Here is a 24,774-nt window from a genome sequence, read left to right as displayed (position 1 = left end):
GCGTTGGTTACCGCCTATCAACTATTGCCCGGGCGATCCCAGAATAAGATTTTTGCAAACCATCCCGGCTACGGGCTGCGCTCCACGTTGGCGAATTAGTTTGCCGTGGACGTTGACATTCCCATCAGGACAGACGTATCAATTCACTAACTAATATCTCAGTTGGCTAATTGATATGTCTCCTACGAGTGAATTTCCATCGCTGCCTCTGCCAGAACTGGTGCGTTCGGACGAGCTTCCTTCGGCTGGAAACATGGCCAATCGCATCTATGGCTTGCTCCGCAAGCTCATCGTCGAAGTGCGGCTTCTGCCAGGCAGAGCCTTGTCGGAAAAAGAGATCGCGGCGCTGCTCCAGGTCAGCAAGACGCCCGTGCGTGAAGCCATCATCCGGCTCTCGGAAGAAGGGTTCGTGACCGTAGTGCCGCAGGGCGGAACCTATGTGGCGACCATTGATGTGCAGCGGTACATGGAAGCTTGCTTCATCCGCTTCAAGCTCGAAGAGGGTGCGGTTGTCGAGGCCACCAAGCGTCATAGCTTTGAAGATATTGCCCGACTCAAAACCTGTCTTGCCGAACAGCGTATCGCCGCCGAGGACGAGGCCTTCACCGACTTCTTCCTGCTCGACGAGGAATTCCACCGCACCATTTTCGCCGCTGCGCGGCTGCCCGGCGCCTGGGGCGTGGTCAACCAGGCCAAGGGCGAAATGGACCGCATGCGCCATCTCAAGCGCGTCTTTGCCGTGCGCCGCACCGAACAGGTGATCGGTGAGCACGAGGCCATCGTTGCGGCGATCGAGTCAGGGGATGTGGAGGCGGCAAGGGAGGCCGTCGCCAAGCATCTGGGTTCGCTCGAATCCAAGATCGCCGAGCTCTCCAAGAACCCGAAAATCTGGGCCTATATCGAACAGATCAATACCCGCGTCCCCAAGAAACGCGCTCCGCGAGCGTCGAGGACAGTCGCCGAATAGCGGCTGTCCCTTTGTCTCCAAGGCCCTGAGGAGGAGCCTTTTCATGTCCGCAGTCGAGATCAGTGACGTCGTCAAGCGCTACGGCGCGCTGGAGGTGGTGCATGGCATCAACCTCTCCATCCAGCCTAAGGAATTCGTGGTGCTGGTCGGCCCATCCGGCTGCGGCAAGTCGACCACCTTGCGCATGGTGGCGGGCCTTGAGGATATATCCGGCGGCACGGTTTCCATCGGCGGACGCGAGGTCAACAAGGTCGCGCCCAAGGATCGCGACGTGGCCATGGTATTTCAGAACTATGCGCTCTATCCCCATCTCGACGTGGCCGAAAACATTGCCTTCGGCCTGCGCGTGCGGCGCGAAAAGAAAGAAGTGGTCAATCGAGCGGTAACCGAAGCAGCCCAGATTTTGGGGCTGACCGACTATCTCAAGCGCAAGCCGGCCGATCTTTCCGGCGGCCAACGCCAGCGCGTTGCTATGGGCCGCGCCATTGTGCGCAAGCCCAAGGTCTTCCTGTTCGACGAGCCGCTATCCAACCTTGATGCCAAGCTGCGCACCCATATGCGCGCCGAGATCAAGCGGCTGCACCGGCGCATGGAAGCCACCAGCATCTATGTGACGCATGATCAGGTCGAAGCCATGACGCTGGCCGATCGCATAGTCATCATGAATAACGGCCATATCGAGCAGGTCGGCTCGCCCATGGAAGTGTTTCTCGAACCGGCCAATACCTTCGTTGCCGGCTTTATCGGCTCCCCACCGATGAACCTGATCGATGCCACCATATCGGTGGCCGATGGCAAGACGCGTGGCGTGATCGCCGGTGGTGCCGGCCAGAGCCTTGCCATTCCCGAGGCCTTTGCCCGCCATGCCCGCGATGGTCAGTCCGTCAAGCTCGGCATCCGACCAGAGGCCATGCTGGTCGATGTCGCGGGGGCGGCCGAAGCCATCGATTGCGCCATCGATCTGGTTGAGCCGCTGGGTGCCGAAGCGCTGCTGCATGGCCGGGTCGATGACCATCCCTTCATCGCCAAGGCCGAGACGCTATCGGCCGTGCATGACCTGTCCGATGTCCGGCGGCTGGGGATCGATACGTCCCGCATGCATGTGTTTGACGCAGAAACCGGCCGTACCCTCAAGACCGTGGCGTGAGGGCAGGGCGATGGACAAAGGCTTCCGCCAATATCTGCGCACGCTGGGCGAAGACCTGAGGCGCGACTGGCAGCTTTATCTGCTGCTAGCGCCCATGGTCATCTGGTTCGCGCTGTTTTTGTACAAACCCATGCATGGGCTGCAGATCGCCTTCAAGGATTTCTCTATCTTCCGCGGCATTGATGCCAGCCCCTGGGTCGGCTTCGCCCATTTCCAGGAGCTGTTCAACAATGGCCTGTTCATTCGCTCCTTCTTCAACACCATCATCATCTCTTCGCTCGGCCTGATCTTTGCCTTTCCGGTGCCGATCATCCTGGCGCTGATGTTCAATGAAGTGCAAAGCGCGGTGGCGCGGCGCTGGGCGCAGACCGTGGTCTATCTGCCCCACTTCATCTCGGTGGTGATCGTTGCCGGTATCGTCATCAATTTCCTGTCGCCTTCGACCGGCGTCATCAACATCTTCCTAAAATGGATGGGGCTCGAACCCATCTATTTCCTGACCCAGCCCGAATGGTTTCGGCCCGTCTTCATCGGCTCGAGCATCTGGAAGGAAGCGGGCTTTGAATCCATCGTCTATCTGGCGGCCATCGCCGGCGTGAGCCCGACGCTTTACGAAAGCGCCCGGGTCGACGGCGCCTCGCGCTGGCAGATGATGTGGCGCATCACGCTGCCCTGCATCCTGCCCACCATCATCATCATGCTGATCATCCGCATCGGCAATCTGGTCGAGGTGGGCTTTGAATACATCATCCTGCTCTACCAGCCCTCGACCTACGAAACGGCCGACGTGGTCTCCACCTTCATCTACCGCACCGGCCTGCAGGGCACCCAATACGACCTTGCAACGGCTGCGGGCCTCTTCAACGCCGTCATCGCCTTCGTCCTCGTCTACTCGGCCAACCGGATCAGCCGGAAGGTCTCATCGACTTCGCTGTGGTGAGGAGAAGCTAAATGACAGCCTTCAATCTCTATTCGCGCGGCGACAAGATCTTTGGCTGGGCCAATGCGGTCCTGCTGACCCTGTTCGTGCTCTCAACGCTTTATCCCTTCATCTACATCCTGGCGGTGTCGGTATCCTCGGGCGCCGCGGTGACCTCGGGCAAGGTGACGCTCTTCCCGGTGCAGTTGACGCTGGCCGCCTATGAGCGGGTGCTGTCGGACAAGATGTTCTGGGTCGCCTATGGCAATACCTTCATCTACACCTTCGGCGGGACCTTGATGAGCCTCGCCATCATGATCCCGGGCGCTTACGCGCTCTCCCGCAAGCGCCTGCGCGGCCGCACCTTCTTCAATATCGCCATTGCTTTCACGCTCTGGTTCAACGCCGGCATGATCCCCTTCTTCCTCAATATGCGGGATCTGGGGCTGCTCGACAGCCGCTTTGGCATCATCATCGGCTTTGCCTGCAACGCCTTCAACGTCATCCTGCTGCGCAACTTCTTCGAAGCGGTGCCCAAGTCGTTCGAGGAAGCGGCCAAGATGGATGGCGCCAGCGAAATCCAGCTGCTGTGGAAGGTGTTCATTCCCCTCTCCAAGCCGGCCATCGTGACCGTGGCGCTGTTCTGCATCGTCTCGCGCTGGAACGGCTATTTCTGGGCCATGGTGCTGCTGCGCGGCGAAGAGAAAATCCCGCTGCAAGTCTATCTCAAGCGCGTCATCGTCGACCTCAATTCCAACGACGAATTCGCCTCGAGCCTGCTCAACGCACAGTACTCATTTGAGACGGTGACGGCCGCCATCATGGTCGCCTCGATCATCCCCGTTCTCATCATCTACCCATACGCCCAGCGCTATTTCACCAAAGGCATCCTGCTGGGCGGGGTCAAAGAATAATCGCTGCACCACAAGGGAGGAAACCTGTGAAAGCATTTCTGAAAGGCGTGTCGAGCATTGCGATCGCGACGGCCCTGACCATGCCAAATATGGCATGGGCCCAGGAGGCGCCCAAGATCACCGAGGAGCCGCTCGAGCTCACCATCCACTTCCACTTCCGCGACAAATACGTCTACACGCAAGACTGGCCGGTGGAGCAGAAGGCGGCCGAACTCACCAATATCCACGTGCGCAATGTGGCCTCGCTGGCGACGACCAGTAGCCGCGATGCGTTCAACCTGCTGATCGCTTCCGGCAATCTGCCTGACATTGTGGGCGGCGACGCCTCGGGCGGGCTCAAGGATGATTTCATCCGCTACGGACTCGAAGGCGCTTTCGTGCCGCTCAACGACCTGATCGAAGAGCACGCGCCAAACCTCAAGGCGTTCTTCGATAGCCATCCCGAAATCAAGGCATCGATCTCGGGGCCTGACGGCAATCTCTATTACATTCCCTATGTGCCCGACGGGAAATTCTCGCGCGGCTGGTTCATCCGCCAGGATTGGCTCGACAAGCTCGGTCTCGAACAGCCGGAAACGCCCGAGGAAGTCTATGAAGTCCTCAAGGCCTTCCGCGACCAGGACCCCAATGGCAATGGCCAGAAGGACGAAGTTCCATACTTTGCCCGCGACGTGGTGGATGCGGTCCGCCTGATCAACCTGTGGGATGCCCGTGTCTCGGGCTCCGAACGCTACGGCGATTTTGCCACCTATGATGGCAAGGTACGTCACCCTTGGGCCGAGGAAAACTACAAGACCGGCATTTCCAACATCGCCCAGTGGTACAAGGAAGGGCTGATCGACAAGGAAATCTTCACTCGGGGCTCCCGCTCGCGCGAATTCCTGCTCGGCAACAATCTGGGCGGCATGATGCATGACTGGTTCGCCAGCACTGCCACCTATAATGACGCTCTGCGCCCCACCATTGAGGGCTTCAACTTCGTTCCCATGCTGCCGCCCAAGACCGTATCGGGCGACCGCTTCGAGGATGCGCGCCGCCAGCAGGTGCAGCCCGCCGGCTGGGCCATTTCGGTCACCAATGAACATCCGGTCGAAACCATCAAATATTTCGACTTCTGGTTTTCCGAACAGGGCCGGATCATGTCCAACTTCGGCGTCGAAGGGCTGACCTACGACATAGTCGACGGCAAGCCGCAGTTCAAAGAAGAACTGCTGACCAATGGCGAGCCGGTCAATGCCCAGCTTTGGGCCGTGGGTGCGCAAGTCCCGCGCGGCTATTGGATGGACTATGAATATGAGCGGCAATGGACCAACGAGATCGCACTCGACGGCATCGCCATGTACGAGGAGTGCAACTGCCTCAAGGATGAATTCCTGGGCGTCGCGCTCAATGCCGAGGAAAAGGCGATCTATGATCGCTACTGGCCCAGCTTGCTCACCTACATGACCGAAATGCAGCAGACCTGGGTGCTGGGCGCCCAGGACATCAATACCGGCTGGGACGCCTACAGGCAGCGCCTGACCGATATGGGTTACGATCAGGTCATTGAGGTCATGCAGGCCGCCTATGACCGCCAATACGGCGCCGCGCAATAGCGGCTCCGTCCTCCCGGGTGGCGGTCTCCCTGCCGCCACCCTCCCTTTCCAGTTCTAGGAGTTCGGCAGGCGATGCGTCCTTCTGCCCCGGCCAATCTGCGCAAATCCGTTCTCGATGAACCCCGGCCGGGTTCGTTGACCATCACCTATATGCCCGATGCCGATCGGCCGCCGACGGAGAACCCGCCGCGCTTTTCCTGGCTGCCCGATATCGACGATGGCGCGCGCTATGTGCTGCGCGTGTCGGACGATGCGGATTTTCCCGATGGCCGCACCAGCCTCCATGCCGATCTGGCCTGGAACTTCTTCACTCCAGAGGCGCCTATGGCGCCGGGTCGCTATTTCTGGAGCTACGCCATCTGGGACGAAACGGCCGGCGCAGCGGGGTCGGACTGGAGCCGCACCCGCAGTTTCGATCTGGCCGAGGGCCTGCCGGAAACGCCGGTGCCTTCGCTGGCCGACCGCCGCGCCGCGAGCGATATGCGCCACCCTCGATTGTGGATGAACCCCGACCAATTGGAGATCTTCTCGGTTGCCGTCAAAGCCGATGCCACACATGCGGGCTGGGACCAGTTCTACGAAAAGTCAGTCGCGCCCTGGATCGATCGGCCGATCATTGCCGAACCAAAGCCCTATCCCAACAATATCCGCGTCGCGACGCTGTGGCGGCAGATGTATATCGACTGCCAGGAAATCATCTACGCCATCCGCCATCTTGCCGTCGCCGGCAAGGTGCTGGGCCGCACCGACCTGCTGGACCGCTCGCGCGACTGGCTGCTGGCTGTGGCGGACTGGGACCCGGCTGGGGCGACGGCGCGATCCTATAATGACGAGGCCGCGTTTCGCGTCGTGGTGGCCCTGGCCTGGGGCTACGACTGGCTCCACGATCACCTGACCGAGGACGAGCGGGCAAAGGTGCGTGCGGTGCTGCTGGCGCGCACCGGCGAAGTGGCCAACCACGTGATCTCCCATGCGCGCATCCAGGTCTTTCCTTATGACAGCCACGCCGTGCGTTCGCTTTCGGCGGTTTTGACACCGGCCTGTATTGCGCTGGACGGGGAGAGTGCGGAGGCGACCGGCTGGCTCGACTATACTGTCGATTTCCTGGCCACGCTCTATTCGCCCTGGGCGGGCACCGATGGTGGCTGGGCGGAAGGCCCGCATTACTGGATGACCGGGATCGCCTATTTCATCGAGGCGGCCAACCTGATCCGCTCCTATCTCGATTTCGATCTCTACGCCCGTCCGTTCTTCCAGAACACTGGCGCCTTCCCGCTTTACACCAAGGCGCCCGGCACCCGCCGTGCCTCCTTTGGCGATGACTCGACGCTGGGTGATCTGCCCGGCCTCAAGGTGGGCTACAATGTGCGCCAGTTCGCCGGGGTCACTGGCAATGGCCATTATCAATGGTATTTCGAACGCCTCAAATCCGATGCCGCCGGCACCGAAATGGCCTTCTACAATTACGGTTGGTGGGACCTCAATTTCGACGATCTCATGTACCGGCAGGCTTTCCCCGCGGTCGAGGCACAGGCGCCCGCCGATCTGCCGGCGGTCAAATGGTTCAAGGATATCGGCTGGGTCGCCATCCAGCAGCATATGGACGATCCCGCCCGCCAAATGCAATTCGTCTTCAAATCCAGCGCCTATGGCTCGCTGAGCCATAGTCACGGCGACCAGAATGCCTTCCTGCTCTATGCCTATGGCGAGGACCTGGCCATCCAGTCCGGCCACTATGTGGCGTTCAATTCCAGCATGCATCGCGACTGGCGCCGCCAGACCCGCTCCAAGAATGCCATCCTGATTAACGGCAAGGGGCAATATGCCGAAAAGGACAAGGCGCTGGCCCGTCGTGCGGCCGGACGCGTGGTCTCGGTCGAGGAACAGCCGGGGCATGTGACCATGCTGGGCGATGCGACGGCGGCCTATCAGGTGGCCAATCCGCTGGTCGAAAAGGCTGAGCGCGAGATACATTTCGTCAATGGCAGCTATTTCGTCATTGTTGATCGGGTCGATGCCGCCGAACCGGTGACGCTGGATTGGCTGTGCCACACCACCAACGCGCCCGATGCCGGCCGCACCAGCTTCCGCTATCACGGCCAGCGGGCCGGCTTTTATGGGCAATTCGTGTTCTCGTTGGGCGGTGCGCCCACCATCACGGCGGTGCATGGCTTCCCCGAAATCGACCCCGCCGATACCGAAGGGCTCGAGCAGCACCACCACATCCGGGCTAGCATTCCGGCCTCCCGTCACCACACGCTGGTCACTCTGCTGGTGCCCTATAGTCTGGACGCGCCCAAGCGCATCTTCAGCTTTATCGACGACCAGGGCTTTTCCACCGACATCTATTTCACCGATGTCGATGACCAGCGTTTCAAGCTTTCCCTTCCCAAGAAATTCTAGAGCGGAGTTTTCCATGCAGCGCTTTTCCAACAAGACCGTCCTGGTGGCCGGCGCCGGACGCGATATCGGCCGCGCCTGCGCCCTGCGCTTTGCCCAGGAAGGCGCCAATGTGGTACTGACCTATAATGGCGCCGAGGAAGGCGCTCGCTCGGCCGTGGCCGAGATCGAAAAGCTGGGCGGCAAGGCGCTCGCCATCAAGGCGGACCTGACGCAGAAAGCGGCGGTCGACGCTGCGGTGGCCGCAGCCAGTGACCGCTTCGGCGCCATCCATGGCCTCGTCCATGTTGCCGGCGGCCTTGTGGCGCGCAAGACCATGGCCGAGATGGACGAGAGCTTCTGGAACCAGGTGATGGACCTCAACATCACCTCGCTCTTTCTCATCGCCCAGGCGGTGCTGCCCAAAATGACCGAAGGGGGCGCCATCGTCACCTTCTCCTCGCAGGCAGGCCGCGACGGCGGCGGACCGGGCGCCATTGCTTACGCCACCTCCAAGGGCGCGGTGATGACCTTCACCCGTGGCCTTGCCAAGGAGGCCGGCCCCCGCATTCGTGTCAATGCTGTCTGCCCCGGCATGATCGCCACGGCCTTCCATGACACCTTCACCAAGCCCGAAGTGCGGGAAAAGGTGGCGGGTGCCGCTCTGCTCAAGCGCGAGGGCACTTCGGAGGATGTGGCAGGGCTGGTCGCGTTCCTCGCCTCTGACGACGCGGCCTATATCACGGGCGCCTGTTACGACATCAATGGCGGCGTGCTGTTTTCCTGAGGCAGTCATGGCCATCTCCATCCCCCGCGCCGGACGAATTGCCATTCTGGGCACTTCGCTCGTGCAGCAGAACCACAATGGCAGCGATACGCATATCGCCACCTCGGCGCGCGGCTGGATGAGCTGGGCCGAAGTGCTCTCGCATGGCCGCTTGGCCTGCCCGATCCATCACGATCCGGCGGTAGTGCCCGGCTGGGAACCCAGCAACAGGCCCGGCGTCAGCCGGTTTCTCTCCGGGCTCAATTTCGGCGTCTCCGGCCAGAAGGCCATTGAGATCGAACGGCGCGTGGCCCGATTGCTCAGAGAGGATTTCGACCTGATCGTCGTCGATGCCGGCACCAATGACATGATGGTCGAGACCAAGGAAACTATCGCCGAAATCCGCACCTGTATTGCGACGGCACTGCTTGAGGCAGGCAAGACGGTTATTCTCTTGCCCATTCTGGCGCGCGGCACGCAGAAATGGCCTTCAGGCGGGGCCGAGCGTGCCAAGGCGCACTGGATCAACCAGATGAGCCTCGATTTCGCTGCCCGCCATGCCAATTGCCATGTCTTCGACTGGAATTCGCCCTGGGTGAATACTGCCGACCCCGATGGCGCTCCCCATGTTGGGTTCTCCAATGACGGCACGCATTTCTCCGTCACTGGTGGCTTCGCAGTGGGCAAGGCGCTGGCGGCCTATCTCGAAGCCCTCGTGCCCAATGCCGTGTCCCGGCTCGTTTCCCCCGATGACCGGTTCGACGCCATCAACAATCCCCTTGGCAACCTCACGAGGGCAGGGGGACGTATAGTCGAGGCGGTGGGAACGTCCACACATGTTCTGGCGGACGACGTTGCCTATCCCGGCGCGGGTACCTGGGTCACGGCGAGCTGCACAATCGCCGTACCGGCCCATGAAGGCATTCTCGGCCTGTCCCTGGTGCTGACCGACCGAGAGGAGGGGGGATTGCAGTCGATCGCCCTGGCGCCGTTCACCTCCGACGATGGCCAGATGTGGCCCTATCCGGCTCAGGCGTGGAACGGCCTGTTGCGCACGCCGCCGATCCGCCTGCGGCCTGGAGGTAGTGGACCCGCGCTTGCCCTTGAAATTGTGCTTGCCGCAGGCGCAGCGCCCCTGCGGCTTGATATTGGCGGCGATATTCGCCCAGTTCTCAATCCGGTGCGTTCCTGATGGCCGCAAAACCCAAGCTCCTGGTGGCCATGCGTCACGAATTGCCAGCCGGTTTCTTTGGGTCGGAGGAGTGGGCGCGCCTTGCCGCGGTTACCGATATCGTGTCGCGCGAAGCCTTTACCGATTTCGATGGCGCAGCAGGCGCGGCCGCCCTGCGCGATGCCGACATCCTGCTGGCGGCCTGGGGCGTGCCACCCCTGAATCGGGAGAGGCTCGACCGCGCGCCCAATCTCAAGCTGGTTGCCTATGCCGCCGCCTCGGTGCGCATCGTTGCTCCACCGCCCTTTTGGCGCCGGGGTATCCTCATCACCTCGGCGGTGTCGGCTATGGCCGTCCCTGTAGCCGAGTTCACCTTTGCCGCCATCGTCATGTGCGGCAAGGATGTGTTCCGCATCCGTGATGTTCACCGCCAGCAGCGGGGCATGGGCGGCTTCGGTACCCGCATTAGCATGGACCTCTCCCATCTTGGCAATTTCCGTCGCCGCATCGGCATTGTAGGAGCATCCCGTATCGGGCGGCTGACTATCGATATGCTGGTGTGCGCCAATTTCGCCGTCGCCGTCTATGACCCATTTCTCAGCGCCGCCGAAGCCGCGGCTATGGGCGCGGCCAAGATGGAGCTACACGATCTGCTGGCCTGGTCCGATACCGTGTCGCTGCACGCGCCGGTCTTGCCCGAGACGCGGCATATGATCGGGGCGCGGGAATTGGCGCTGATGGCCGACAATGCCGTGCTGATCAATACCGCGCGCGGCTGGCTGATCGATCACGATGCGCTGCTCGCCGAGGTCCAGACCGGACGCCTGCGCGTGCTGATCGATACGCCCGATCCTGAACCGTTGCCGCCCGAAAGTCCATTCTATGACCTGCCCAATGTGGTGCTGACCCCTCACATTGCCGGCGCCCAGGGCAATGAATTGCGCCGGTTGGCCGACCTGGCGATCACCGAGATTGAGCGTTTCGTCGCAGGCGAGGCGCCACTGTTCCCCGTCACCGAAGCCGAACTGGATCGCATCGCATGAGCGCCTTGCTGCATTGTTTCTCGACCCTGGGATGCCCCGATCTCTCCGTCCGCCAGGCGGCTGAACTGGCGCGGAACCATGGCATCGGCGCCATCGAAGTGCGCGTTATCTCCGGTTCGCTCGAAGTGCCGCAGGCGCTGGAGAATGAATTTGGTTCTCCGGAAGGCCTGGCCGATTGGCTCGGGGAAGCTCCCGTGCATATCGCAGCCCTGGGAACGTCGGCGCGTTTGTTTGACGAAACGGGGCTCGATGAGCTGGAGGCCTTCCTGCCCTGGGCGGAGGCGGCGCGGGTTCCCTATCTGCGGGTCTTCGACGGCGGCGAAACCCTGTCGGACGCCGACTATGGGGCCGCCCGCGAGCGGCTTGCCAAATGGCAGGCCGAGCGGCAGCGGCGCGGGCTTGTGACCGATGTGATGATCGAGACGCATGATGCACTGGCGCATCCTGGCCAATTAGCCGAGTTCGTGAAGCGCCTGCCGTCTGCCTCCATTCTCTGGGATGCCCATCACACCTGGGCCAAGGGCGGAGCTGATCCCGTCGTGACCTGGCGGGAGATTGCCCCCCATGTCGCGCATGTCCACGTCAAGGACAGCGCGCTGCGCGGCGATGGCCGCCATTATGTGCTGCCGGGGCAGGGGGAGTTCCCCATGTCGCAATTGTTGCCGCTGCTGCGGGCGGCAGGGCCGATTCCGATCAGCCTCGAATGGGAACGCCATTGGCACAATGAACTGCCCCCGCTCGACGAGGCCCTGCGGGCCGCCGGGCCGTGGTGGTGATTAGGAACGCAAAACCCATGCACATCGCTGAAGTCCGTCTCACGCCCGTCGCCATCCCCGACAAGCCCTTGCTCAACTGCAAGGGGGTACATCAGCCCTATGCCTTGCGCACCATTATCGAACTGATCTGCAATGACGGCACGGTCGGGCTTGGCGAGAGCTATGGCAGTATCAAAGCCTTGGCCGGTCTGCGCCAGGCCGCGCCGGCGCTAGTGGGGCTCGATCCGTTTCACCTGCATGACCTGCATGCCCGCGTGCTGGCCGCCATTCCCGAGGGCGGAGGCATTAATGCCAAATCGGCCGTGGCGGATCACAAGGTAACCGATGTGGTTACCTCGGCCTTTGAAGTGCCCTGCATGGATATCCAGGGCAAGCTGCTCGGACGGCCGGTATCGGACCTGCTCGGCGGTGCCGTGCGGGATCGGGTATCATTCAGTGCCTACCTCTTTTTCAAGTTTGCTGGCCATATCGGACAGCCCGCCGATGAGTGGGGCGAGGTGCTGACCCCCGACCAGATGGTGGAAGAGGCGCGGCGTTTCGTTGCCCTGCATGGCTTCAAATCGCTCAAGCTCAAGGGGGGAGTGCTGCATCCCGATCTCGAAATCGAGACCATGCTAAAGCTACGCGAGGCATTCCCAGACCATCCCTTGCGCATTGATCCCAATGGTGGCTGGACCGTGGAAACGGCCAAATATATCGCGAGCCGGCTCGAAGGCGTGCTCGAATATCTCGAGGACCCGGTCATCGGCATGGATGCCATGGCCGAGGTCGCCGCCGCCACGTCGATCCCGCTGGCGACCAATATGATCGTGCTCGAATTCGACCAGATCGCCGAGGCCTATCGCAAGCGGGCGGTCAAGATCGTGCTGTCGGATCACCATTATTGGGGTGGCATGCGGGCAGCGACCCATTTGGGCAGGCTCTGCCAGGCTTTGGAGCTGGGCGTTTCGATGCATTCCAATTCCCATTTGGGGATTACATTGACCGCTATGGCTCATGTAGCAGCGGCGACGCCAAATCTCAGCTACGACTGCGATACACATTACCCTTGGACCGGTATCGATGTGCTTGAAGGCGATGTGTTTGCGTTCCGCGATGGCGCGCTGGCTGTGCCCAAAGGACCGGGGCTGGGTGTCGTCCTTGATCAGGCAAAAGTTGCAAAGCTGGCCGGGCTTTACGAGGCGGGCGCCGAGCGCGACGATACCGCTTACATGAAAAAATTCGACCCCCACTATGAGCGCCGTGTACCACGCTGGTAGCTGCAAGCAAGGAAACCCAATGACCGATTTCTCCGAAGCGACCCGCGAAAAACTGCGCGGCGTTAGCGCAGCGACCCTTTGCACCGCCCTGTTTAAGCGCGGCCTGCGCAACCAGTTCATCCAGGATGTGCGCCCGGTAGGCAGCGTTGGACGCACCATGGTTGGGCCCGCCTTCACCCTGCGTTACATTCCCGCGCGCGAAGACCTCAATGCGCTCGAAGTGTTTCGCGATCGCGCGCACCCACAACGACAGGCCATTGAGCAATGTCCGGCCGGCTCGGTCATGGTGATGGATAGTCGCAAGGATGCTCGTGCCGCTTCGGCCGGGTCGATTCTCGTTACGCGACTGATGCAGCGTGGTGTTGAGGGCGTGGTGACCGACGGTGGCTTTCGGGACAGCCCAGAGATCGGCACTCTGGATTTTCCAGCCTACCATCACCGTCCGTCGGCGCCCACGAATTTGACGCTGCATCAGGCGCTCGACATCGACGTGCCCATCGGGTGTGGCGATGTGGCCGTATGGCCGGGTGATATTTTGGTGGGCGATGGTGAGGGCGTCGTGGTCATTCCGCGCGCGATTGCTGACGAAATCGCCGACGAGGCGGTGGCCATGACCTCATACGAAGAATTTGTTCTGGAGCGGGTCCAGGGCGGTGCCTCAATCTTGGGACTCTATCCGATGACTGACGAGGATCATCAGAAGAGCTTCGAGATTTGGCGCGCGAACAAGGCCTCAGGCATAGTGTAACGGGCGCATTGCTGATCGGAGGCGATCGACCACATTCCAGACGTCAGTGTGCCTAACGCGGCCCCAAGGGCGGGGTAGCGGGGCGATCGTCTATAATCATGGCAAGAGCGCGCAGGCCGGTGCGAAGGGCGGACTCGGGCATGTTCGCATAGCTGAGGAGCAAGGTGCTCTGGTCGGGCACGGCACCGATATAGTGCTCGCGCATAAAGCTCACACCGATGTCACGCTTGTTGGCGCTTTCCATAATGGCGGCTTCGTCGAGGAGGCGAGGAAAGCGGGCGGTGACGTGCAGGCCGGCCGAGATGCCGCCGATTTCGACCTCGGGCAGTTCCGTGCTGAGGAGGGCAAGGAGCGCCTCGCGCCGATCCCGGTAGAGCGCCCGCATTTTGCGCAGGTGGCGATCATAGTCGCCAGTTCGGATGAAATGGGCGAGCGCAAACTGGTCGATGCGCCCGCGGCCATAGTCGATCTGCCGCACTTCGTCTTCAAGCATGAGCAGCAGATCGGGTGGCGCTACCATCCAGCCCAGACGCAGCGCCGGGGCCAGTGTCTTGCTCGCGGTGCCGGCATAGATGACGTGATCGGGTGCAAGGCCTTGCAGCGCGCCGACCGGAGAGCGGTCGTACCGGAACTCGGCATCGTAGTCGTCCTCGATCGCGACGGCGTCTTTATCCCGCAACCAGCCCGCGAGTGCCAGGCGGCGAGCACCACTCATCACCCCGCCAGTAGGATACTGATGCGCAGGCGTCAGTAGCACGGTCTGCGCCTTGCTCCTTGCGAGCGCAGCAATATCCATGCCGTTTTCGTCCACGGGAATGGGGACAAGTTTCAATCCGGCCGCAAGCCAAACAGCACGGTCGGTGTAACCGGGCTCCTCGACTGCCAGGTGCGTTACTCCACGCCGCCTCAACGCCCGGGCCAGAAAACTGCGGGCCTGTTCGAAGCCGCCGGTGATGAGTATCTGGCGGGGATCGGCGCTGACGCCGCGCACCCGTCCGAGATAGTCCGCCAAGACCTGACGCAGGGGCAGTACACCGAAGCGCTGCCCGTAGCCGAAGTCACCGGGCACCATCGCCTTGAGGGCCGCCTCGACCGCTTTGAGCCAGCGCGTGGCGGGGAAGGACGAGAGGTCGGGTTTACCTGGCCGGAAGTCGTAGCGGAAGGTGGCGGTTGAAATGGTCTCGGGCGGCAGCTCTCTAGCCGGGGCCTGCGCGGCGGATTCGGCTACGCGCGGCGCCGCGCCTTGCCGCAGAGCGATATAGCCTTCGGCCGCGAGTTGCGCATAGGCCTCCATCACCAATGGCCGGGAAATTTCGAGATCGCGCGCAAGATCACGGGTGGACGGTATTTCGCTGCCGGCGCGCAACATACCCCGTTGGATGGCTTCGCGCAGTTGCCGTTCGACCTGCATCTGCAGGGAGTCCGGACCGCTGCGATCCACGGTCAGGAGCAGTTCGGCTTTTCGACTGGACAAGTATTTTACCCGGAACTGGTCATTAAATTACTGACCAGTCTGCCATAGCTTTGTCCTTGTCGCTAGGACGTTCCTATCCGATCTGATCTCAGGAGAAGCAAATGACCATCACTGATTTCGCTGCCGGTCGTATCGTTCAAATCCCTTTTGCGGATGGCTTCCGCGTTGTCGCCCGGTGGATATCCGCTCGTCGAGCCGCGCGCGCTAAAAGGGCCGCGCTCTGCAGCTTGTTGTTTGCGCCAGACCATCGCCTGCGTGATCTGGGGATTAGTCGAGATGAGCTGATCGAAGCAATCGAAGGTCGTCGCAAATAGCCGGCGACGGCTACTGTAAAAGGTGATGGCCGGCGGACCATGGCGTCGTCGCGAGGTCGCCAGAAACGCATAAAATGCTGACGGAGATGAAAAAGATGAACGCTCCCGCCTCAATCACCATTACGCCAATTCTCGTTGCCAACCTGCATGTCGAGGGCGAGCTAATGCCGGTTTACGTGCACGTCATTGACCATCCCGATGCGCGCATATTGGTCGACACCGGCATGACGGAACTGCACCCGGCGGTGGTAGCGGCTTTCGATCCCCAACTTTATCCGCTGAACAAGCAGGGCTTGGATCTTACCGGCATCGACATCATCATCAACACGCACCTGCATGCCGACCATTGCGGCGGCAACCACCTGTTCCCTGACAAGCCAATCTATGTCCAGCGCCGGGAGCTCGACGACGCCCATAGCAACGAGGACGAGTATCCCATTCGCGAGTGGGTTGATGCGCCCGGCGTTCGGTATGTGCCGGTCGATGGCGAATTCGAGCTGCTTCCGGGGATCCGGCTCGTCCCCGCCCCGGGCCACACAGCCGGCATGCAGGTAGTCGTCATCGAGACTGCCGGTCGCCCGATCGTCGTTGGCGGCGACGTGGCGGTTTGGTTCGGCGAACTTGACGAGCCCCACACCGAAGGCCAATTGAGGGTGCGGGCGCTCGACCCCGAACTGGTCTGGCTCGCCCACGAGCACGAGCCGTGGCGACCCTGAGGGACGACAGGTAATCCAGCGGGGGCGTCTGCAGACGGACCGTCTGTCTGTCGCAGATCAGAGGCTGGCCAGAATAAATTCCGGTGTCACGATACTTTGCGTGTCCCGCGGAACGCCCGTTTCTATGAAAATCGATGTCACGCCGGCGCGCTGGCCGGCCAGGATGTCGGTATCGAGTTTGTCGCCGATCATGATGACGTCGGCCGCGCGGACATCCATTCGAGAGAGGGCGGCGCGGATGATGGCCGGGTTCGGCTTACCCATGAAAATGGGGTGGGCGCCCGAGGCGGCGGCGATGGATTGGGTCAGGGCGCCAGCACCCGGCTCGTAGCCATCCGCGACCGGGCGGATCAGGTCGGGATTGGTGCCGATCAGGTCGGCGCCGTCGAGAATATTGCGCAGGGCGGCCTTCATCATCGCATAGTCAAAACTGCGGTCCAGAGCGACGAGAACGGCGGCAGCGTCCTTTTCGACCAGGGTGAAGCCACATTCGCTTACCCGCATCTTGAATGCATCCGTCCCAATGACATAGAGGCCGCTGCCCGGCTCATACTTGTCTCGCGCGAAATCCAGCGTCACATCGCCCGATGTCACCACCTGATCATCGGCGCAGGCAATGCCCAACCGCCGGATCTTTTCGGCAAAGGCGGGCGCGCTCTTCTCGGCATTATTGGTGACAAAGCAATAGGGAATGCCCGAGGCCTGCCAGCGATTGAACCGGTCGACAGCGCCTGGCACCGCCTCCTCGCCGCGATAGACTACGCCATCGAGGTCGGAGAGCACTGCCGAAAAACCGATCTCGTCGATCGAAGCAAGGCGGTGTGTCGTGATAGTCATTCGCCCTTGGCTCCGAGATTGGGATCGAGCATGTCGCGCAGCCAATCGCCGACCAGGCTGATGGCAAGCGTGGTGAGGAAAATCACTACGCCTGCCGGAATGCCCATCCACCAGGCGATGGTCAAGTAGTTCCGGCCCTCGCCCAGCATCAGCCCAAGGCTGGTTCCAGGCGGCTGGACACCGAGCCCGAGGAAGGAGAGCGAGGTTTCGAGCAGGATGATTTCGGGGAAGTTGAGGGTAATCTGCACCATGATGACGCCCAGCATATTGGGCAGGACATGGCGGATATAGACCTTGGCCGGGTGCACGCCCAGCGTCGTTATGGCGAAGGCATAGCCCTGGCCATTGGTTGAGAGCACCAGTCCGCGGGCGATGCGGGCATAGCCATCCCAGCCGAAAAGGCCGATCAGAACGATCAGCAGTACGAAATTATTGCCGAAGAAGGCCAGCACGGCGAGGGCGACGATCAAAAAGGGCACCGAGGCCTGAAAGTCCACCATCATCATGATGATGTCATCGACCCAGCCGCGAAAATGGGCGGCAATAATGCCGAGCGCCGTCCCGATGGTCGCCCCGATCACCGTCGCCATGATGGCGATCAGAATACTGGTGCGCATGGCATAGATGACGCGGCTGAAGACATCGCGGCCCAGATCGTCTGTACCGAACAGGTTTTCGACCGGACCACCCGCCAAAGACGGTGGCTTGAGACGCTTGAGCAGGCTCTGCTCGGCGAAACCAAATGGGGCCAGATACTCGGCAAAAAGCGCCGCTATGACGACCACGGCAAGCCAAGTGAGGCAAAGGCCGATGACCAGGGGCGGACGCGATTTCCAGATGCGGGTCAGCCAGCTATGGCGGCGCAGCGCCGGTTCGTGCGCGGGAAGATCGACGCTGCTCATGCCGTGGCTTTCTTGTTGTGCACCTCGATGCGCGGGTCGAGCCAGCCATAGGTGAGATCGACGATCAGATTGACCACGACCATGGTGAGGGCAATCAGCAGCACCACAGCCTGGACAACAGCGAGATCGCGTTGATTGACCGAATTGACGAACAGCATGCCGACGCCCGGCCAGGCAAAGACTGTTTCGATGGTGACAGCGCCGCCGATCAGGCCGCCAATGCGCATGCCGACGACGGTGACAATCGGGATGGCGGCATTGGGCAGGGCGTGACGCAACACGCGTCGATCATGTGGAATACCCTTGGCCTTTGCCGTGCGCATGAACTGCTGGTGCAAGACGTCGAGCATCGAAGAGCGGGTGAAGCGGGCGACGGTTGCCGCTGTTGCGGTAGCCAGGGTCAGAGCCGGCATGATCAGGTGCCAGAAGCTGCCGGTGCCGGAGCTTGGCAGCCAGCGCAGCGTCATGGAGAAGACGAGAATAAGGATGATGCCGAGAAAGAAGTTCGGCACGCTCTGGCCGAAAATTGTGAAGGACATGGCGGCATGGTCGGCCCATTGGCCGCGATGGAGTGCGGCCATTATGCCGACGGGAATGCCGATCAGCAGGGTGATCAGGAGGGCGGCAATGCCAAGCTGCAGCGTCACTGGAACGCGCTCCATCACCACCTGCAGAGCAGGCCGCCCATCGCGAAAACTATCGCCGAAATCGCCCTGAATAATGGCCGAGAGATAGGTGACATATTGCTCGAGATAGGAACCATCGAGCCCCCAGCGTCTGCGGAAGGCGGCAAGGGCTTCGGGCGAGGCTTCATCCGAAAGCATCATTTGCGCCGGATCGCCAGAGGCCCTCAGAACGATGAAGACGAAGGTCACTGCCAGGAGCAGCGTCATCGCACCGCGAAAGAGCTTTGTGAGGACGAATTGCGGGTTCACTTGCCCCAGGCTCCGGTACCTTCGGTCCAGCCGTAATCGACGATGGTTTTGCCTTCGATGACCCATTGGCGCAGATACTGCTCATGCCCGTGCCGTTCGGCGCTGAGCGTGCGGGTTTCGACGGCCGGCATTCTGCCGAAGCGGGGATCGTCGCCGACAAGCGCCTCGACCAGGGGGCGGCCTTCACTGCCCTCGGTCGTGAGGCCCATCGTGGTCAGGACGGTTGGGATAATGTCGGGCAACCAGCAGGGCACGTCCGACTGGAATGCCCTACGATAGGCGGGGCCCTGCGCGGCAAGGACGGTTGAGAGCTCGCCACGATTGAGCCCGCCATGCATGCCGCCGCCAGGGGTGATCCAGGCTGCAAAGATGCAGCCATCGACATCGGGGCCCCAGGTGTCGTTGCAATTGGTGGCGCTCAGGGTGAAGCCGACATCGGCACCACGGGCATGGTCATTGCGCACCGATGACCAAGGTAAGGCGCCAGGAATGGCCTCGCCTTCAGCATCCGAGGCAAAGACAAGACCACAGAAATCCTGCTGCACCAGCCAGTCGACGACCTCGGCCTTGCGGGCGTTGGAGGCGTCATCGAGGTAGATGCCGCTGAATGAGCCGATCGAGGCACGGCCGAATTCGGCCGGAATGATGTCAAGCGTTTCAAGCTGGGCATGGCCGGTGATCTGGCCATGATCGGACATGACGACGATATTTTCCGGACCATTGCCAGCATGCCACCAGGCCATGATTCGGCCGAAATTCTCGTCCGCCATGCGCTGGGCCAACTCGGTTTCTACGCCGAGCACGCCGAACTTGTGCGAGCTGGTATCAGGCTCGTTCATCCAGAAAATGCAGAAATCCGGCTTGTGGCGGGGATAGATCACATCCATCAGTGCCGTTGTCGCATAGGTGACGCGAGCACTATTGGGCGCATCCGCCGGCGGAATCTCGCCAAGCTGCGCCACCACCGCCTCATGCACATCCGGCGTCGAGACCGGCATTCCATGAACGGAAAAGACCGGCTGACCAAGAACATGGGCGCTGGAATTCATCATGCGCGAGGCGCCTCTGGTGGCGGTGCTGACCACGGCCATGGTGCGGCCAGCCCTGGCCATGCGCTCGCCCATGGTCTGACAATCGAGCAATTGGCCGGCTTGGGCGGCCAGTTCCAGGTCTTCCCATTCCGAAGTGCGGAAGAGCTCGTTCGGGCGAACGGCATGGATGAACTGATTGGCGACGACGCCATGGGCGCCGGGTGGGGAACCGGTCATGGTGGAGGTCACGGCCACCCGCGTCTCGCTCGGAAAGATCGAGCGCGAATTGAGAAAATTGCAGCCCTCGGCCATGAAACGGAAGAGGTTGGGCATAAGCTCGGCGCTGACGCGGTCACGGCGCAGCCCGTCAAAGGTCAGAAGAAGGGTCGAGCCGGTGGTCATAGCAGGTTCTCCAGGGCGATCCTGGTCATGGCCACGTCATTGACGAGGACGCCATTCACGCCGGATTTCACAAATGCTTCAAGATTTTGCCGCGAGGTGTCGCCGCCTCCATAGGTCGTGCCGCGGCCGCCCGCGGTGACCCAGACCTCGGCGCCCAGAGCATGGAGCATGGCAACGCGGTCGGAGGTGACATCGCGTTCCCAGAGACGGATGATGCCGGAGCCGGCACCGAAAAATGCCTCGGCCTCGTCGGGCGCGGGAATGAAGCCCAATATGCCAACTTGCCCTTTTGCCGCGAAGAAGTGGACAGCATCGAGCGTATGGCAGCCGGCGATCACAAGAGGACGCTGGGAGGCCGGAACGGTCTCGACGATGGCTTCCCAGATGGCTTCCAGCGCGGGTGGCGTCTCATCCTTTATGTCGAGCAGCACATGCTGATTGGCTTCGGCATGCTGGAGCACTTTCGCCAGCATGACGATGCGATTGCCCGCTTCGTTCCGGAGGTCGAGCAGTTCGTTTAGCATCAGATCCTCGGGGCGCTCGGGACGACCGAACAGGCGCTTCAGATCGGGATCATGAGCGCAGATGCAGAAGCCGTCCCGCGACAGCCGCACATCGGCCTCGATGGCAAAGGCACCATTGGTGTAGGCGGCCGACCAGCCTTCGGGTGTGTTTTCGGGGAAGCTGGCGCTGTCGCCGCGATGAGCGATGATCTTCATGACTGGACCGGGTGTTCGGGTTGAGCTGCGGCGGCGCCGCGGCCGCCAAAGGCCTTCATGTCGCGCTGGCGACGCTGGCGCGGACTGTCGGCCGGAATGGCGGCGAGGAGACGGCGGGTATAGTCGTGCCGGGGATTGTCGAAAAGCGTTGTGCTGTCGCCAATTTCGAGCAGTTTCCCGGCATGCATTACGCCCACACGATGGCTGATATGCCGGACGACCGAGAGGTCGTGCGAGATGAACATCAGCGAGAGATTGAGCTTCTCGCGCAGTTCCAGCAGCATGTTGATGATCTGGGCCTGCACCGAGACATCGAGCGCGCTCACCGCTTCATCGCACACGACCAGACGCGGATTGAGCACGAGTGCGCGCGCGATGACGGCGCGTTGCAACTGACCGCCTGAAAGCTGGTGCGGCAAGCGTTTGCCCATCGTGCCTAACCCCACCATGGCCAGCATGGCCTGGGTGCGATCGTCGGCTTCTGAGGGCGCAAGCTGTTCGTGGGTGGTCAGGGCCTCGCGTACCTGAGCATGGATGGACCAACGCGGATCAACCACGGCCGCTGGGTTTTGGAACACGACTTGCACATGGCGGCGCTGGCGGCGCCACTGGGGTGTGCCGACCCCGGCATAGTGTTCATCCCAGAAGGTCACCGCGCCGCTTGTGGGCGTCTCGATGCCTGCGATCATGCGACCGAGCGTGGACTTGCCGCTGCCGCTTTCCCCGACAATGCCGAGTGTCTCGCCCGGGGCAATGGTCAGGCTGACGCCATCGACGGCACGGAATGCATCCGCCTTGCCGCAGAGGCGGCGGCCCGAGGAATAGGCCCGGACGAGATTGGTGGCGACGATGCCTTTAGGGGCCTCGCTCATGCCGGAACCGCATTGTGGAGGCCGGAGAAATGGCAGGCCACGGCGCGCTGGCCATAATGGACCAGTTGTGGGTCGGTGGCGCATTTGTCGCTCGCCATAGGGCAACGCGGCGCAAAATTGCAGCCGACCGGCCGTGCCGATGGCGCCGGCACGGTGCCGCCAATGGCGTCAAGCGGCGTGCCCGGCTGGCGACCAAAGCCGATGCGACTGGCCATCAGGGCGCGAGTGTAGGGATGACGTGGGTCCTCGAAGAGGTCATCGACCGGCGCTGCCTCGACAATCCGGCCGGCATACATGACCGCGACGGTATCGGCGATTTCGGCAACGACCCCGAGGTCATGCGTGACCAGCACAATGCCGAGACCCAGTTCGACCTGCAGGTCGCGCAACAGGCGCAGGATTTGCGCCTGAATGGTGACGTCAAGCGCAGTGGTCGGCTCGTCGGCGATGAGCAGGCGCGGCTTGCAGGCCAGGGCCATCGCGATCATGACGCGTTGGCACATGCCGCCGGAAAGCTGGTGCGGGTAATACTCCTTGTTGCGTGCGATATTGGGAATACCCACCTGGTCGAGCAGTTCGACCACGCGCCTGTCGACGGCGTTGCCGCGCATGTCGGTATGCTCGACAATGGCCTCCGCGATCTGGGCGCCAACGCGCTGCACCGGATTGAGCGAGACCATGGGATTTTGGAAAATCATCGCGACGTCGCGGCCGCGCAGGCCGTTGAGTACATTTTCAGGCGCGCCGGTTGTCTCGGTGCCGAACAGTCTGATCGAGCCGCGGATGGAGAGATTGTCCTCGAGCAGGCCCAGCATGGACATGCAGGTAAGGCTCTTGCCGCAGCCACTTTCCCCCACCAGGCACAGCGTCTCCCCCGGCTTTACCGACAGGCTGACATCTTCCACGAGCGCATGGCGCCCCGCATGAACGCTGACGTGCGAGACTTCGAGGATCGGCGCTGCTTTTGCAGCAGGAAGCGGCAAGGAGGCGGCAGTATTGCCGCCTCCCAAGGCGTTGGAGAGCGTCACCATCAGTTGTTGAAGCTGAGGTTATAGGGACGCAAATCCATGTAGTAGAAGGTGTAAGGCTGCCAATTGATGTCCTTGGATACGCCATAGGTTTCGAGCGGTTGGTAGAGAATGGTGCCCGGGGCGTCCTTCTCCCACAGTTCCAGCATTTCGAACGCTGCCGGCTGCCGGGTTTCGAGATCGACCGTACTTTCGATGATGCGGCCCAGTTCGTTGAAGCGTTCGAGGTTTTCCGTGCCGGCCCAGTTGCCGGCGCCACGCTGCGGGCCACCGAAGGGACCCCACAGATTCCACAGCCCGCCGACCGGGTCGGGATAGCGCGTGGAATTGGACCAGGTGCGGACCTGAAGGGTTGCCATGTCGAGGCCAGAAAGGCTTTCAACGACATTGAGCTCGACATTAAGGCCCACGGCCTTCCACATCTCGACAATGGCCTGCGCGGCCGGCAGCGCGTTGAGATAGTAGTTCGGCTGGGTCGTGTACTTGATCAGGCCGCCATCATAGCCGGCTTCGGCGAGCAGTTCCTTAGCCCGTTCGGGATTGTATTCGAGACCCTTGTGGTCCGGATTATACATGTCGCCGAATTCGGGGTATTGATGGCCATTGGGCACTACGGCCTGCCCGCCCCAGAGTGCTTCGTTGAGCAGCTGGCGATCGATCGCGAGGTTCATCGCCTGGCGGATGCGCGCATCCTTGATGACAGGGTCCTGAGTGCCATAGGCCAGCACGTGGGAATTGGCGAGGACGACCGAGCGGGTTTCGATGTCGTCATAGCCATTGATCTGCGGGATCTGGTCAGGCGCCACATTGGTGATGATGTCGAACTCGCCCGATACCAGGCCGGCGACGCGGGTCGAGGGCTCGGGAATTTCGCGGAAGGTGACGGTGGCGGCAGTTGGCGTGCCGCCGAAATAGTCGTCAAAGGCGACGAGACGAATGGATTCGTCTGCCTTGTACTCGTCCAGCATGAAGGGGCCGGTACCCACTGGGAACATGGGAATGCCACCATCGGTGGCCGCCTTGGCTTCCCAGTCGGCCTTGTTGACGATCCAGGAGGCCCAGGACGACAGGCGATGTTCGAGCAGCGGATCGGGCGCCTTGGTCACGAACTGAACGGTGTGCTCGTCGATCGCCTTGACCTCGGCGAGGACCGAGAAATAGGCCGGACCTTCGGTGAGGACGGCATTTTCACCGCTCAAGCGCTCGGGCGAGAATGTGAACACCACGTCTTCCGCGGTGAGGGGCGCGCCATTGTGGAAAGTGACGTCATCACGCAACTTGACCTCGAGGGTGAGTTCGTCGACGCGCTTCCATTCGGTAGCAAGGCCCGGCACCAGAACGGAGCCGCCGCCGCCTTCGGACGACAGGAAATCGCGACGGATCAGCGTGTCGAAGACGCTGTAGTTGACGCGTGTGCCAACATTGGAGAGTTCCTTGCCGGGTTCAAGCGTTGCCGGCAGATCGGCCACGCCAACCACAAGGTCGGGACGGTCCTGAGCCATGGCGAGCGGCGAAGTCGCTGCGAGCAAAACCGCAGTGGTCGCACCCAAAAGGGTCATGTTGAGGAAAGACGAAATAGTCATTGAACGGCCCCCGCTGAAACTGGAATGGCGGGCTAGCTAAGACACGCGTCTGACAGCTGGACGACAGCTACATGTCAGTTTGACTAAGAAAGGAGCCCTAGGTCGTCCCGCGACTAGGGACACAGATGGTTATCGTGGGCCTGCGCCGGCCGAGAGTGGCGCCTGTCCCATCAGGACCGATTGCACCAATCGGTGCAATCCAAAACCTGCCGTCACCGTGCAGTGAACGCACGGTGACGGTCGGCGGGCAGCGTCGTTGCTGATCGGCGAGGCTTCG

Annotated in this window: 23 protein-coding genes; 14 read left to right on the top strand and 9 right to left on the bottom strand. The window is 61.7% G+C overall.

Features of this window, described 5'->3' with window-relative positions:
• The first annotated feature begins 253 nt into the window (after positions 1-253).
• The 12 genes from QQL79_RS12785 (at position 254) to QQL79_RS12730 (ending at position 13,684) form a co-directional block, all read left to right on the top strand.
• Positions 254-967, top strand: a complete 714-nt coding sequence (locus QQL79_RS12785) for a GntR family transcriptional regulator (protein ID WP_284391368.1) — start codon at positions 254-256, stop codon at positions 965-967.
• Positions 968-1,010: 43 nt separating this feature from the next.
• Positions 1,011-2,114 (top strand): ABC transporter ATP-binding protein, encoded by a 1,104-nt coding sequence (locus QQL79_RS12780; protein WP_284391366.1) that lies wholly within the window; start codon positions 1,011-1,013, stop codon positions 2,112-2,114.
• Positions 2,115-2,124: 10 nt separating this feature from the next.
• Positions 2,125-3,054: an ABC transporter permease gene (locus QQL79_RS12775; protein ID WP_284391364.1), complete on the top strand. Its 930-nt coding sequence runs from the start codon at positions 2,125-2,127 to the stop codon at positions 3,052-3,054.
• Positions 3,055-3,065: 11 nt separating this feature from the next.
• Positions 3,066-3,947 (top strand): carbohydrate ABC transporter permease, encoded by an 882-nt coding sequence (locus QQL79_RS12770; protein ID WP_284391363.1) that lies wholly within the window; start codon positions 3,066-3,068, stop codon positions 3,945-3,947.
• An 80-nt stretch (positions 3,948-4,027) separates the two neighbouring features.
• Entirely contained in the window at positions 4,028-5,542 is a 1,515-nt protein-coding gene (locus tag QQL79_RS12765) for an extracellular solute-binding protein (RefSeq protein WP_284392880.1), read from the top strand.
• A gap of 72 nt (positions 5,543-5,614) precedes the next feature.
• Entirely contained in the window at positions 5,615-7,945 is a 2,331-nt protein-coding gene (locus QQL79_RS12760) for a heparinase II/III domain-containing protein (RefSeq protein WP_284391362.1), read from the top strand.
• 13 nt (positions 7,946-7,958) lie between these two features.
• Entirely contained in the window at positions 7,959-8,708 is a 750-nt protein-coding gene (locus tag QQL79_RS12755) for an SDR family NAD(P)-dependent oxidoreductase (protein ID WP_284391360.1), read from the top strand.
• Between the two features lie 7 nt (positions 8,709-8,715).
• Positions 8,716-9,879: an SGNH/GDSL hydrolase family protein gene (locus tag QQL79_RS12750; RefSeq protein WP_284391358.1), complete on the top strand. Its 1,164-nt coding sequence runs from the start codon at positions 8,716-8,718 to the stop codon at positions 9,877-9,879.
• Complete coding sequence (locus QQL79_RS12745) at positions 9,879-10,901, top strand: hydroxyacid dehydrogenase (protein WP_284391355.1); 1,023 nt, start codon at positions 9,879-9,881, stop codon at positions 10,899-10,901. Before QQL79_RS12750 ends, QQL79_RS12745 begins: the two co-directional genes overlap by 1 nt.
• Positions 10,898-11,677: a sugar phosphate isomerase/epimerase family protein gene (locus QQL79_RS12740; RefSeq protein ID WP_284391353.1), complete on the top strand. Its 780-nt coding sequence runs from the start codon at positions 10,898-10,900 to the stop codon at positions 11,675-11,677. The genes QQL79_RS12745 and QQL79_RS12740 overlap by 4 nt, the downstream gene beginning before the upstream one ends.
• 17 nt (positions 11,678-11,694) lie before the next feature.
• Positions 11,695-12,936: a glucarate dehydratase family protein gene (locus QQL79_RS12735; protein ID WP_284391351.1), complete on the top strand. Its 1,242-nt coding sequence runs from the start codon at positions 11,695-11,697 to the stop codon at positions 12,934-12,936.
• Between the two features lie 19 nt (positions 12,937-12,955).
• Positions 12,956-13,684, top strand: a complete 729-nt coding sequence (locus QQL79_RS12730) for a ribonuclease activity regulator RraA (RefSeq protein ID WP_284391349.1) — start codon at positions 12,956-12,958, stop codon at positions 13,682-13,684.
• A gap of 52 nt (positions 13,685-13,736) precedes the next feature.
• Here QQL79_RS12730 and pdxR read toward each other — a convergent pair whose 3' ends face one another.
• Positions 13,737-15,158, bottom strand: coding sequence for a MocR-like pyridoxine biosynthesis transcription factor PdxR (gene pdxR / locus QQL79_RS12725; RefSeq protein WP_284391346.1), 1,422 nt, complete (start codon positions 15,156-15,158; stop codon positions 13,737-13,739).
• 101 nt (positions 15,159-15,259) lie between these two features.
• Between pdxR and QQL79_RS12720 the strand changes: the two genes are divergently transcribed.
• Complete coding sequence (locus tag QQL79_RS12720; RefSeq protein WP_284391345.1) at positions 15,260-15,472, top strand: hypothetical protein; 213 nt, start codon at positions 15,260-15,262, stop codon at positions 15,470-15,472.
• Between the two features lie 74 nt (positions 15,473-15,546).
• Positions 15,547-16,188, top strand: a complete 642-nt coding sequence (locus QQL79_RS12715; protein WP_284391344.1) for an MBL fold metallo-hydrolase — start codon at positions 15,547-15,549, stop codon at positions 16,186-16,188.
• A gap of 57 nt (positions 16,189-16,245) precedes the next feature.
• On the opposite strand, the gene QQL79_RS12710 is transcribed toward QQL79_RS12715, so the two are convergent.
• Genes QQL79_RS12710 through QQL79_RS12675 form a run of 8 tightly spaced genes read right to left on the bottom strand, consistent with a single transcriptional unit; the run spans position 16,246 to position 24,497 of the window.
• Complete coding sequence (locus QQL79_RS12710; RefSeq protein ID WP_284391342.1) at positions 16,246-17,025, bottom strand: TIGR01459 family HAD-type hydrolase; 780 nt, start codon at positions 17,023-17,025, stop codon at positions 16,246-16,248.
• Positions 17,022-17,927 (bottom strand): ABC transporter permease, encoded by a 906-nt coding sequence (locus QQL79_RS12705; protein ID WP_284391340.1) that lies wholly within the window; start codon positions 17,925-17,927, stop codon positions 17,022-17,024. Before QQL79_RS12705 ends, QQL79_RS12710 begins: the two co-directional genes overlap by 4 nt.
• Positions 17,924-18,862 (bottom strand): ABC transporter permease, encoded by a 939-nt coding sequence (locus QQL79_RS12700; RefSeq protein WP_370461213.1) that lies wholly within the window; start codon positions 18,860-18,862, stop codon positions 17,924-17,926. The genes QQL79_RS12705 and QQL79_RS12700 overlap by 4 nt, the downstream gene beginning before the upstream one ends.
• Positions 18,859-20,295, bottom strand: a complete 1,437-nt coding sequence (locus QQL79_RS12695; protein ID WP_284391336.1) for an alkaline phosphatase family protein — start codon at positions 20,293-20,295, stop codon at positions 18,859-18,861. The genes QQL79_RS12700 and QQL79_RS12695 overlap by 4 nt, the downstream gene beginning before the upstream one ends.
• A complete protein-coding gene (locus QQL79_RS12690; RefSeq protein WP_284391334.1) occupies positions 20,292-21,014 on the bottom strand; it encodes a glycerophosphodiester phosphodiesterase in 723 nt (240 codons plus the stop codon). The genes QQL79_RS12695 and QQL79_RS12690 overlap by 4 nt, the downstream gene beginning before the upstream one ends.
• Entirely contained in the window at positions 21,011-21,886 is an 876-nt protein-coding gene (locus tag QQL79_RS12685; protein ID WP_284391332.1) for an ATP-binding cassette domain-containing protein, read from the bottom strand. The genes QQL79_RS12690 and QQL79_RS12685 overlap by 4 nt, the downstream gene beginning before the upstream one ends.
• Complete coding sequence (locus QQL79_RS12680) at positions 21,883-22,917, bottom strand: ABC transporter ATP-binding protein (RefSeq protein WP_284391331.1); 1,035 nt, start codon at positions 22,915-22,917, stop codon at positions 21,883-21,885. Before QQL79_RS12680 ends, QQL79_RS12685 begins: the two co-directional genes overlap by 4 nt.
• Complete coding sequence (locus QQL79_RS12675; RefSeq protein ID WP_284391330.1) at positions 22,917-24,497, bottom strand: ABC transporter substrate-binding protein; 1,581 nt, start codon at positions 24,495-24,497, stop codon at positions 22,917-22,919. Before QQL79_RS12675 ends, QQL79_RS12680 begins: the two co-directional genes overlap by 1 nt.
• Between the last annotated feature and the right edge of the window lie 277 nt (positions 24,498-24,774).

This window comes from Devosia yakushimensis, assembly GCF_030159855.1.
GTDB classification, from domain to species: Bacteria; Pseudomonadota; Alphaproteobacteria; order Rhizobiales; family Devosiaceae; genus Devosia; species Devosia yakushimensis.
Note: the sequence above shows the minus strand (reverse complement) of the source record. Positions and strands in the feature narration are given on the sequence as shown.

What these genes read in the sequence shown, in the direction of transcription:
- QQL79_RS12785 (WP_284391368.1), top strand. Translation starts at nt 254, where the DNA reads ATGGCCAATCGCATCTATGGCTTGCTCCGCAAGCTCATCGTCGAAGTG.
- QQL79_RS12780 (WP_284391366.1), top strand. Translation starts at nt 1,011, where the DNA reads ATGTCCGCAGTCGAGATCAGTGACGTCGTCAAGCGCTACGGCGCGCTG.
- QQL79_RS12775 (WP_284391364.1), top strand. Translation starts at nt 2,125, where the DNA reads ATGGACAAAGGCTTCCGCCAATATCTGCGCACGCTGGGCGAAGACCTG.
- QQL79_RS12770 (WP_284391363.1), top strand. Translation starts at nt 3,066, where the DNA reads ATGACAGCCTTCAATCTCTATTCGCGCGGCGACAAGATCTTTGGCTGG.
- QQL79_RS12765 (WP_284392880.1), top strand. Translation starts at nt 4,028, where the DNA reads ATGCCAAATATGGCATGGGCCCAGGAGGCGCCCAAGATCACCGAGGAG.
- QQL79_RS12760 (WP_284391362.1), top strand. Translation starts at nt 5,615, where the DNA reads ATGCGTCCTTCTGCCCCGGCCAATCTGCGCAAATCCGTTCTCGATGAA.
- QQL79_RS12755 (WP_284391360.1), top strand. Translation starts at nt 7,959, where the DNA reads ATGCAGCGCTTTTCCAACAAGACCGTCCTGGTGGCCGGCGCCGGACGC.
- QQL79_RS12750 (WP_284391358.1), top strand. Translation starts at nt 8,716, where the DNA reads ATGGCCATCTCCATCCCCCGCGCCGGACGAATTGCCATTCTGGGCACT.
- QQL79_RS12745 (WP_284391355.1), top strand. Translation starts at nt 9,879, where the DNA reads ATGGCCGCAAAACCCAAGCTCCTGGTGGCCATGCGTCACGAATTGCCA.
- QQL79_RS12740 (WP_284391353.1), top strand. Translation starts at nt 10,898, where the DNA reads ATGAGCGCCTTGCTGCATTGTTTCTCGACCCTGGGATGCCCCGATCTC.
- QQL79_RS12735 (WP_284391351.1), top strand. Translation starts at nt 11,695, where the DNA reads ATGCACATCGCTGAAGTCCGTCTCACGCCCGTCGCCATCCCCGACAAG.
- QQL79_RS12730 (WP_284391349.1), top strand. Translation starts at nt 12,956, where the DNA reads ATGACCGATTTCTCCGAAGCGACCCGCGAAAAACTGCGCGGCGTTAGC.
- QQL79_RS12720 (WP_284391345.1), top strand. Translation starts at nt 15,260, where the DNA reads ATGACCATCACTGATTTCGCTGCCGGTCGTATCGTTCAAATCCCTTTT.
- QQL79_RS12715 (WP_284391344.1), top strand. Translation starts at nt 15,547, where the DNA reads ATGCTGACGGAGATGAAAAAGATGAACGCTCCCGCCTCAATCACCATT.
- QQL79_RS12710 (WP_284391342.1), bottom strand. Translation starts at nt 17,025, where the DNA reads ATGACTATCACGACACACCGCCTTGCTTCGATCGACGAGATCGGTTTT.
- QQL79_RS12705 (WP_284391340.1), bottom strand. Translation starts at nt 17,927, where the DNA reads ATGAGCAGCGTCGATCTTCCCGCGCACGAACCGGCGCTGCGCCGCCAT.
- QQL79_RS12695 (WP_284391336.1), bottom strand. Translation starts at nt 20,295, where the DNA reads ATGACCACCGGCTCGACCCTTCTTCTGACCTTTGACGGGCTGCGCCGT.
- QQL79_RS12690 (WP_284391334.1), bottom strand. Translation starts at nt 21,014, where the DNA reads ATGAAGATCATCGCTCATCGCGGCGACAGCGCCAGCTTCCCCGAAAAC.
- QQL79_RS12685 (WP_284391332.1), bottom strand. Translation starts at nt 21,886, where the DNA reads ATGAGCGAGGCCCCTAAAGGCATCGTCGCCACCAATCTCGTCCGGGCC.
- QQL79_RS12680 (WP_284391331.1), bottom strand. Translation starts at nt 22,917, where the DNA reads ATGGTGACGCTCTCCAACGCCTTGGGAGGCGGCAATACTGCCGCCTCC.
- QQL79_RS12675 (WP_284391330.1), bottom strand. Translation starts at nt 24,497, where the DNA reads ATGACTATTTCGTCTTTCCTCAACATGACCCTTTTGGGTGCGACCACT.